The following is a 9,563-nucleotide window of genomic DNA, read 5'->3' as shown; positions in this document are numbered from 1 at the left end:
CAACATCCTGCTCGCCTCGCTCACCATCGTCTTCCTGCTCGCGGTCGTCACCCTGCAGCCGATGGCGAAGTACGCGGGCGCCGAGCAGACGATCATCGTGCTGGTCTCGCTGCTGGTCGCGCTGATCCCGACCACGATCGGCGCGCTGCTCTCGGCGATCGGCATCGCCGGCATGGACCGCCTGGTCCAGCGCAACGTGCTGGCCATGTCCGGCCGCGCGGTCGAGGCCGCGGGCGACGTCTCCACCCTGCTGCTCGACAAGACCGGCACCATCACCTTCGGCAACCGCCAGGCCGCCGAGTTCGTCACCGTCACCGGCGTCGACGAGAACGCCCTGGCGAACGCCGCGCAGCTCTCCTCGCTCGCGGACGAGACCCCCGAGGGCCGCTCCATCGTGGTGCTGGCCAAGGAGAAGTACGGCCTGCGCGAGCGCGCCCAGGGCGAGCTGGCCCACGCCACCTGGATCGAGTTCACCGCCCAGACCCGCATGTCCGGCGTCGACGTCGACGGCGAGTCGATCCGCAAGGGCGCGGCCGCGGCCGTCGCCAACTGGGTCGTCCAGAACGGCGGTCGGACCGACAACGAGCTCGACGTCGCGGTCGAGCGGATCTCCAACCTCGGCGGCACCCCGCTGGTCGTGGCGGAGAAGAAGGGCTCCGAGGCCGCCCGCGTCCTGGGCGTCATCTACCTCAAGGACGTCGTCAAGCCGGGCATCAAGGAGCGCTTCGCCGAGATGCGCGCCATGGGCATCAAGACGGTCATGATCACGGGTGACAACCCGCTGACGGCCGCCGCGATCGCCGAGGAGGCCGGCGTCGACGACTACCTCGCGGAGGCGACTCCCGAGGACAAGATGGCGCTGATCAAGAAGGAGCAGGAGGGCGGCCGCCTGGTCGCCATGACCGGTGACGGCACCAACGACGCCCCGGCTCTGGCCCAGGCGGACGTGGGCGTGGCGATGAACACCGGCACCTCGGCCGCCAAGGAGGCCGGGAACATGGTGGACCTGGACTCCAACCCGACCAAGCTCATCGAGATCGTCGAGATCGGCAAGCAGCTCCTGATCACCAGAGGCGCGCTGACGACGTTCTCGATCGCCAACGACGTCGCGAAGTACTTCGCGATCATCCCGGCGATGTTCGCGGTGGTCTACCCGGGCCTGGGCAGGCTCAACATCATGCACCTGCACAGCCCGATGTCCGCGATCACCTCGGCGATCATCTTCAACGCCCTGATCATCATCGGCCTGATCCCGCTCGCCCTGCGCGGCGTGCGCTACCGGCCCTCCTCCGCGCAGTCGCTGCTGCGCCGGAACCTGGGGATCTACGGGATCGGCGGTCTGATCCTGCCCTTCGTCGGGATCAAGGCGATCGACCTGGTCGTCCAGTTCATCCCCGGCCTGCACTGAGAAAGAAGAGAGTCAATCGTCATGGCCAAGCCTCTTCCCACCCCGGTGCGGAACCACCTGACCGGTCTGCGGATCCTGCTGCTGTTCACCGTGATCTGCGGCCTCGCCTACCCGCTGCTGATCACCGGCGTCTCGCAGGTCGCCTTCAGCAAGCAGGCCAACGGCTCGCTGGTCAAGGACGCCCACGGCACCGTGGTCGGCTCCTCCCTGATCGGCCAGAACTTCACCATCGTCTCCAAGGACGGCAAGTCCCAGAGCCCCGACCCGAAGTTCTTCCAGTCCCGTCCCTCCGCGGCCGGCGCCCTCGGCTACGACCCGACCGCCTCGGCGGGCACCAACCAGGGCACCAACTCGGCCACCCTGGTGACGAACTACACCCAGCTGAAGTCCGACATCGCCAAGTTCGACGGGGTCTCCGAGAGCCGGGTGCCCGCTGACGCGATCACCTCCTCCGGCTCGGGTCTGGACCCGGACATCAGCCCGGCCTACGCCGCCATCCAGGTCAACCGCGTCGCCCAGGCCCGCGGCCTGAGCGTCGACAAGGTCCAGGCGCTCGTCAAGCAGTACACCCAGGACCGCAACCTCGGCTTCCTGGGCGAGCCCCGGGTCGACGTCCTCCAGCTCAACCTCGCCCTGACCAAGCTCGGCTGAAACCAGGTCAGGACGCCTCCACCGTCCGGCCGCGCGGCGCCTCCCCGCTCCGCGCGGCCGGACCTCCAGCCGCAAAGGGAGTTCGTGGTGTCAGGGCGCAACGGGCCGTCACCGCCGGGGAAGCTGAAAGTCTTCCTCGGCTCGGCCCCCGGGGTCGGCAAGACCTACCGGATGCTCGACGAGGCGCACCGGCGCGTCGGACGCGGCCAGGACGTCGTCGTCGGCTACGTCGAGTGCCACCGGCGGCCCCGCACCGAGGAGCTGCTGTCCGGCATCGAGGTCGTGCCGCGCGCCGAACGCGACTACCGCGGCAGCGCGTTCACCGAGATGGACGTCGACGCCGTGATCGCGCGGCGACCGCAGGTCGCCGTCGTCGACGAGCTGGCGCACACCAACATCCCCGGCGGCCGCAACGCCAAGCGCTGGCAGGACGTACAGGAGCTGCTCGCTGCCGGCATCGACGTCCTGGCCGCCGTCAACGTGCAGCACCTGGAATCGCTCAACGACGTCGTCCAGAAGATCACCGGTGTGCCGCAGCGCGAGACCGTGCCCGACGAGGTGGTGCGCCGCGCCGACCAGATCGAGCTGGTCGACATGGCCCCCGAGGGCCTGCGCCGCCGGATGGCGCACGGCAACGTCTACGCCGCCGAGAAGGTCGACGCCGCGCTCTCCAACTACTTCCGGGTCGGCAACCTCACCGCGCTGCGCGAGTTGGCCCTGCTCTGGCTGGCGGGGCGCGTCGACGAGGGCCTCCAGCGCTACCGGGCCCAGCACGACATCAGCAAGGTCTGGGAGACCCGTGAACGCGTCGTCGTCGCGCTGACCGGCGGCCCCGAGGGCGAGACGCTGATCCGTCGCGCCGCCCGCATCGCCGACCGGGCGGGCAGCGGCGCGCTGCTGGCCGTGCACGTCGCCCGCAGCGACGGCCTGGCCGACGCCGACCAGGCGGCGCTGACGGCGCAGCGGCACCTGGTGGAGTCGCTCGGCGGCAGCTACCACTCCGTCGTCGGCGACGACGTGCCCACCGCCCTGCTCGACTTCGCCCGCGCCTCCAACGCCACCCAGCTCGTCCTCGGCACCAGCCGACGAGGCGCCGTCCGACGAGCGCTCACCGCCGGACGCGGCATCGGCGAGACCACGATCGAGCTCTCCGGCGACATCGACGTCCACATGGTCACCCACGAGCGGTCCGGACGCGGACGCCTGCCGGCGCTCTCCAGCGGGCTGCACCCCCTGTCGCGCCGGATCACGGGCCTGGCCTCCGGCCTGGTGCTGCCGCTGCTGCTGACCGCCGTGCTCACCCTGGTCCGCGGCTCGGTCAACATGACCAGCGACACGCTGCTCTACCTCGCCGTCGTCGTCGGGGTGGCGCTGCTCGGCGGGATCGTCTCGGCGCTGCTGGCCTCCGTCACGGCCTCGCTGCTGCTCAACTACTACTTCATCCCGCCCGTCCACCAGTTCACCATCGCCCAGCCCAACAACGTGCTCGCGCTGCTGGTCTTCGCCGTCGTCGGGACCGTCGTCGCCACCGTCGTCGACACCGGCACCCGCTTCTCCCGGCGTGCCGCCCGCGCGGCGGCCGAGGCCGAGACGCTGTCCGCGCTCGCCGGCAGCGTGCTCCGCGGCGACCAGGCCGTGCCGGCGCTGCTCGACCGGCTTCGCGAGACCTTCGGCATGCAGCACGTCGCGCTGGTGCGCGGCGGGGCCGAGACGGCCGTGTCGGAGACCGGGGGAGCGAGGGCAGGCGCGGACGCCTCGGCCGTCGAGGAGCTGACCGTCGACGCGGACACCACCCTGGTGCTGCGCGGTCGTCCGCTGCCCGCCGCCGACCGGCGGGTGCTGACCGCCTTCGCCGACCACGTCGCCGTCGCCCTCGAACGCGACCGCCTGGCCGAGGCCGCCGCCGCGATCGAGCCCGTCCGCGCCGCCGACCGGCTGCGCAGCGCCCTGCTGGCCGCCGTCAGCCACGACCTGCGCACCCCGCTGGCCGTGGCGCTGGCCTCCGTCTCCTCCCTGCGCAGCCACGACGTCGACTTCACCGTCGAGGACCGCGCCGAACTGCTCGGCACCGCCCAGGGCTCGCTGCTCAAACTCAACCGCCTGGTCGACAACCTGCTCGACATGAGCCGCCTCCAGGCCGGCGCGCTCACCCTGCACATCCGGTCCACCGACCTGGACGAGGTGCTGAGCGCCGCGCTCGACTCCCTGCCCGACGAGCACGCGCCGGTGCGCCGCGCCGGCCTCGACGAGGCCCCCGCCGTCCTCGCGGACCCGCCGCTGCTGGAGCGGGTGCTCGCCAACCTCACCACCAACGCGCTGCGCCACGGCGGCGGACGGTCCGTCACCGTCGCGGCGAGCGCGCTGGGCGGGAGGGTGGAGGTGCGCGTGGTCGACCGCGGACCCGGCGTCCCGCCGGAGGATCGGGAGAGGATCTTCCAGCCGTTCCAGCGGCAGGGCGACCACGACAACACCACCGGCGTCGGTCTCGGCCTCGCCCTCTCCCGGGGCCTGGCCGAGGCGATGGGCGGCACCCTCGTCCCCGAGGACACCCCGGGCGGCGGCCTCACCATGGTCCTCTCCCTCCCGGCGGCGGCCGCCGCGCTCCACCACACCAGTCCAGTCAGCAACGAAACGGCTGTCCCGTGACCCGAATCCTGATCGTCGACGACGAACCGCAGATGCTGAGGGCCCTGCAGATCAACCTCCAGGCCCGCCACTACACCGTGGCCACGGCCGCCGACGGCAGACGGGCGCTGCTGGAGGCGACCCAGAACCCGCCGGACGCGATCATCCTGGACCTCGGCCTGCCCCAGATCGACGGCCTCCAGGTCCTCCACGCACTGCGCGCCTGGAGCCAGGTCCCGGTCATCGTGCTGTCCGGCCGGTCGGAGTTCGCCGAGAAGGTCGAGGCGCTCGACGCAGGCGCGGACGACTACGTCACCAAGCCGTTCGCGATGAACGAGCTGCTGGCCCGGCTGCGGGCGGCGCTGCGCCGCCCGACGCGGGCGGAGCCGCCCGCGCCGACGGTCGTCATCGGCGACTTCACCGTCGACGTCGCGGGCGCGGTGGTCCGGCGCACCTCGGGCGAGGGCCCGGTGGTGCGGCTCACCCCGACGGAGTGGCGCATCCTCTCCGTCCTGCTGACCCACCCGGGCAAGCTGGTGACGGGCCGCCGGATCCTCCAGCAGGTCTGGGGTCCGGGACACGAGCAGAAGACCAACTACCTGCGCGTCTACTTCGCCGGCCTGCGCCGCAAACTGGAACCGGACGCGGCCCACCCGCGCCACCTGCTCACCGAACCCGGCATGGGCTACCGCTTCGAGCCCTGACGCGCCGAGCCCTGACGCGCCGAGCCGTGACGCGGAATTGTCAGTGCCCGGGTCTAGTCTCGAGTGGACGGCAATCGGACAGGAGGGCCCCGCCATGTCCCGGGTCAGGGTGCACAACTTCTCGGTCTCGCTCGACGGCTTCGCCACCGGTGAGGGGCAGAGCTTCGACGCGCCCTTCGGGCACGCCGGGGCGCGACTGCACCAGTGGTTCTTCCCGACGCGCACCTTCCGGGCCATGCAGGGCCAGGCCGGCGGCAGCACGGGAGTCGACGACGCCTTCGCCTCGCGGTGGAACGAGGGCGTCGGCGCGGAGATCATGGGCCGGCGCAAGTTCGGCCCGCAGCAGGGGCCGTGGTCCGACCACGACTGGAACGGCTGGTGGGGCGAGAACCCGCCCTTCCACACGCCCGCCTTCGTGCTGACGCACCATCCGCGTCCGTCCGTGGAGATGGCCGGCGGCACGACGTTCCACTTCCTCGACGCCACGCCGAAGGAGGCGCTGCGTCAGGCCCGCGAGGCGGCGGGCGGCCTGGACGTGCGCATCGGCGGCGGCCCGTCCACGGTCCGCGCCTTCCTCGAGGAGGACCTGGTCGACCACCTCCACGTGGTCCTGGTGCCGATCGTGCTCGGGCGCGGCGTGCGGGTCTGGGACGGGCTGGAGGGCCTGGAGGCGCGCTTCGACGTCGAGTCCGTGACCACGCCCAGCGGTGTCACCCACCTCACCTTCACCCGCCCGCAGCCATCGTGACGGCGCACTTCACCTCGCGTGACGGCACTTCGCTCGCCGTCGACACGGAGGGCCACGGCGCGCCCGTGGTGGTCCTCGTCGGCGGCGCGTTCAACGACCGCTCCACCGTGGCGGCGCTGGGCGCGGAGCTGGCGCCGCACTTCACGGTGGTGAGCTACGACCGGCGCGGCCGGGGCGCGAGCGACAACCGCGCCACCGGCTACCGGGTCGCCGACGAGTTGGACGACCTCGCGGCCGTCATCGCCCACTCGGGCGGCCGGGCCTGCCTCTTCGGCCACTCCTCGGGCGCCTCCCTCGCCCTGGAGGCCGCCGCCCGCGGCCTGCCGATCGACCGGCTCGCCGTGTACGAGCCCTCCTTCGCGGCGGACCCGAGTCTGCCGCGGCCGCCCGCCGACGTCTACGACCGCCTGACCGCGCTCGTCGCCGCGGGCGACGCCGAGGGCGCGACGGAGTTGTTCCTCGGCGAGGTGATCGGCGTCCCCGGAGAGGTCCTGGTGGGGATGAAGGCCGGCGACGCCTGGCCGTTCCTCGTCGACAAGGCGGCGAGCCTGCCCTGGGACGTGCTCGTCAGCGAGCCCTGGCGGCTGCTGCCGCCGGAGCGCCTGGCCGGCGTCCGCGTCCCGACCCTGGCCCTCTACGGCGACGGCACCTCGCCCTGGCTCTCCGCGGCCGCCCGCGCGGTCGGCAACACCGTCCCCGACGCGGAGCTGCACGTGCTGCCCGGCGAGGACCACTCGATCCTCCAGCGCCCGCAGGCCCTCGTCCCGCTGCTGGTCCGGTTCTTCGAGGGGCGAGCCGCTCGCTGAGACGGCGGCCCGGCGTGCGTCCTGACGGGCGATTCCCCGCCCGGTGTCGTTTGCGGGGCCCCGCGCGCGGTGACGTATCGGCGCTGATCCGGGAACCGGAACCGGACCGACCGACCGAAGCGCGGGGGCCGGCACATGGCCGACGTCATCTACGTTGCCGTCACCGTGGGCGTGTTCGGGGTGCTCGCGCTCGTCGCCCGAGGGGTGATGAAGCTGTGACCGCGGACAACATCGTGGGACTGGTCGTCGCGGTGGCCGTGGTCGGCTACCTGATCGCGGCGCTGATCCTGCCGGAGCGCTTCTGATGAACCCGACCCTGGCCGGGTTCCTGCAGGCGCTCCTGCTGGTCGCGGCACTGGCCGCGTCCTACCGCCCGCTCGGCGACTACCTGGCCCGCGTGCTCACCACTTCCCGGCATCTGCGGGTCGAGCGGCCGCTCTACCGGCTCGTCGGCGTCGACACGAGCGCCGACCAGACCTGGTACGCCTACCTGCGCAGCGTGCTCGCCTTCTCGGCGGTCTCGGTGCTCTTCCTGTACCTCTTCCAGCGGGTCCAGAACCACCTCTGGCTCACCCTCGGCTTCCCGGCCGTGCCGGCCCCGACCGCCTGGAACACCGCGACGTCCTTCGTCACCAACACCAACTGGCAGTCGTACTCCGGCGAGCAGACCATGGGCTATCTGGTGCAGATGGCAGGCCTGGCGGTGCAGAACTTCCTCTCCGCGGCCGTCGGCATCGCCGTCGTCGCGGCGCTGATCCGCGGGTTCACCCGGACCGAGACCGACCGGGTCGGAAACTTCTGGGTCGACCTGACCCGGCTCACCGTCCGGGTGCTGCTGCCGCTCTCCTTCGTCTTCGCGATCGTCCTGCTCGCCTCCGGCGTCGTGCAGAACCTGCACGACTTCCAGCCGGTCCAGACCCTCGCGGGCGGCACGCAGACGATCCCCGGCGGGCCGGTCGCCTCGCAGGAGGTGATCAAGGAGTTGGGCACCAACGGCGGCGGCTTCTACAACGCCAACTCCGCCCACCCCTTCGAGAACCCCACCGCCTGGACCAACTGGTTGGAGATCTACCTCCTGCTCGTCATCGCCTTCGCCCTGCCGCGCACCTTCGGCCGCATGGTCGGCGACAACCGCCAGGGCTACGCGATCGTCTCGGTGATGGCCCTGTACTGGGTGGCGTCCGCGAGCCTGATGACGGTCTTCGAGTGGCAGCACCACGGCACCGCGCTCCAGGCGGCGGGCGGGGCCATGGAGGGCAAGGAGGTCCGCTTCGGGATCTCCGCCAGCGCGTTGTTCGCCAGCTCCACCACGCTCACCTCCACCGGCGCGGTCAACAACGCCCACGACTCGCTCTCGCCGCTCGGCGGCGGGATCGCGGTCTTCGACATGATGCTGGGTGAGATCGCGCCCGGCGGCACCGGATCCGGCCTCTACGGGATGCTGGTCCTCGCCGTCGTCACCGTCTTCGTCGCGGGCCTGATGGTCGGCCGGACCCCCGAGTACCTCGGCAAGAAGCTCAGCGCCCGGGAGATGAAGTTCGCCTCCCTCTACATCCTCACCACCCCGGCGATCGTGCTGGTCGGCACCGGCGTGGCGATGTCCTTCCCGGCCGAGCGGGCCTCGATGCTGAACAGCGGCGCGCACGGCTTCACCGAGGTGCTCTACGCCTTCACCTCCGCCGCCAACAACAACGGCTCGGCCTTCGCCGGACTGACCGTCACCAGCGACTGGTGGAACACCACGCTGGGTCTGGTGATGCTGTTCGGCCGGTTCCTGCCCATGGTCTTCGTGCTCGCGCTGGCCGGCTCCCTGGCCCGGCAGAAGCCCGTCCCGTCGACGGCCGGCACGCTCCACACCCACGACGCGCTGTTCGTCGGCATGCTCTCCGCCGTCGTGCTGATCGTCGTCGGCCTCACCTACTTCCCGGCCCTGGCCCTCGGGCCGCTCGCGGAGGGGCTGCAGAAATGAGCGTCACCACACCGGAACCGGCCCCGTCCCACGAGACGTCCCGCGTCTCCGGCGGGCTGATGGATCCGAAGCAGCTCCTGGAATCCCTGCCGGACGCGCTGCGCAAGGTCGATCCGCGGGTGATGGCCCGCAACCCGGTCATGTTCGTGGTCGAGATCGGCTCGCTGCTCACCACCTACGCCGCGATCCGCCACACCAGCGTCTTCGCCTGGGTGATCACCGTCTGGCTGTGGCTGACGGTCGTGTTCGCCAACCTGGCCGAGGCCGTCGCCGAGGGCCGCGGCAAGGCGCAGGCCGACACGCTGCGCAAGACCCGCACCGACACCCTGGCCAGACGCGTCGTCGGCTCCTGGACCCCGGGCGCGACGGACGTGCCGGAGGAGGAGGTCGCGGCGACGCAGCTGAGGCTCGGCGACCACGTGGTCGTCGAGGCCGGGCAGATCATCCCCGGCGACGGTGACGTCGTCGAGGGCGTCGCGTCGGTGGACGAGTCGGCGATCACCGGTGAGTCCGCGCCGGTCATCCGCGAGTCGGGCGGCGACCGCTCCGCGGTGACCGGCGGGACGAAGGTGCTGTCGGACCGGATCGTCGTGAAGATCACCTCGGAGCCGGGCAAGACCTTCATCGACCGCATGATCGCGCTGGTGGAGGG

At 71.7% G+C, this 9,563-nt stretch carries 8 protein-coding genes and 1 pseudogene; all 9 read left to right on the top strand.

From position 1 onward, the window contains the following. Positions 1-1,408, top strand: a 1,408-nt coding sequence (kdpB, locus tag TR50_RS07990) for a potassium-transporting ATPase subunit KdpB (RefSeq protein ID WP_042416652.1), incomplete at its 5' end; no start/stop codon positions are given. A 21-nt stretch (positions 1,409-1,429) separates the two neighbouring features. Continuing rightward, positions 1,430-2,059, top strand: coding sequence for a potassium-transporting ATPase subunit KdpC (gene kdpC, locus TR50_RS07985; protein WP_042416650.1), 630 nt, complete (start codon positions 1,430-1,432; stop codon positions 2,057-2,059). 87 nt (positions 2,060-2,146) lie between these two features. Further along, positions 2,147-4,705 (top strand): sensor histidine kinase, encoded by a 2,559-nt coding sequence (locus TR50_RS07980; RefSeq protein ID WP_236654319.1) that lies wholly within the window; start codon positions 2,147-2,149, stop codon positions 4,703-4,705. Next, positions 4,702-5,388: a response regulator gene (locus tag TR50_RS07975; RefSeq protein ID WP_042416645.1), complete on the top strand. Its 687-nt coding sequence runs from the start codon at positions 4,702-4,704 to the stop codon at positions 5,386-5,388. Before TR50_RS07980 ends, TR50_RS07975 begins: the two co-directional genes overlap by 4 nt. A 94-nt stretch (positions 5,389-5,482) precedes the next feature. Further along, positions 5,483-6,136, top strand: coding sequence for a dihydrofolate reductase family protein (locus TR50_RS07970; protein WP_042416644.1), 654 nt, complete (start codon positions 5,483-5,485; stop codon positions 6,134-6,136). Continuing rightward, on the top strand, positions 6,133-6,942 hold the full coding sequence (locus TR50_RS07965) for an alpha/beta fold hydrolase (RefSeq protein WP_042416640.1): 810 nt from the start codon (positions 6,133-6,135) through the stop codon (positions 6,940-6,942). The genes TR50_RS07970 and TR50_RS07965 overlap by 4 nt, the downstream gene beginning before the upstream one ends. A 215-nt stretch (positions 6,943-7,157) precedes the next feature. Next, positions 7,158-7,247 carry a K(+)-transporting ATPase subunit F gene (gene kdpF, locus TR50_RS46590; RefSeq protein ID WP_042416636.1) on the top strand — a complete coding sequence of 30 codons (90 nt, stop codon included), beginning with the start codon at positions 7,158-7,160 and terminating at the stop codon, positions 7,245-7,247. After that, entirely contained in the window at positions 7,247-8,911 is a 1,665-nt protein-coding gene (kdpA, locus tag TR50_RS07955) for a potassium-transporting ATPase subunit KdpA (protein ID WP_042416633.1), read from the top strand. Before kdpF ends, kdpA begins: the two co-directional genes overlap by 1 nt. After that, positions 8,908-9,563: pseudogene (locus tag TR50_RS48535) on the top strand (P-type ATPase actuator domain-containing protein); the annotation flags it as partial. The gene kdpA and the pseudogene TR50_RS48535, both read left to right, overlap by 4 nt.

Source organism: Streptacidiphilus anmyonensis (assembly GCF_000787855.1).
In the GTDB taxonomy this organism is placed as follows: domain Bacteria; phylum Actinomycetota; class Actinomycetes; order Streptomycetales; family Streptomycetaceae; genus Streptacidiphilus; species Streptacidiphilus anmyonensis.
Note: the sequence above shows the minus strand (reverse complement) of the source record. Positions and strands in the feature narration are given on the sequence as shown.

What these genes read in the sequence shown, in the direction of transcription:
- kdpC (WP_042416650.1), top strand. Translation starts at nt 1,430, where the DNA reads ATGGCCAAGCCTCTTCCCACCCCGGTGCGGAACCACCTGACCGGTCTG.
- TR50_RS07970 (WP_042416644.1), top strand. Translation starts at nt 5,483, where the DNA reads ATGTCCCGGGTCAGGGTGCACAACTTCTCGGTCTCGCTCGACGGCTTC.
- kdpA (WP_042416633.1), top strand. Translation starts at nt 7,247, where the DNA reads ATGAACCCGACCCTGGCCGGGTTCCTGCAGGCGCTCCTGCTGGTCGCG.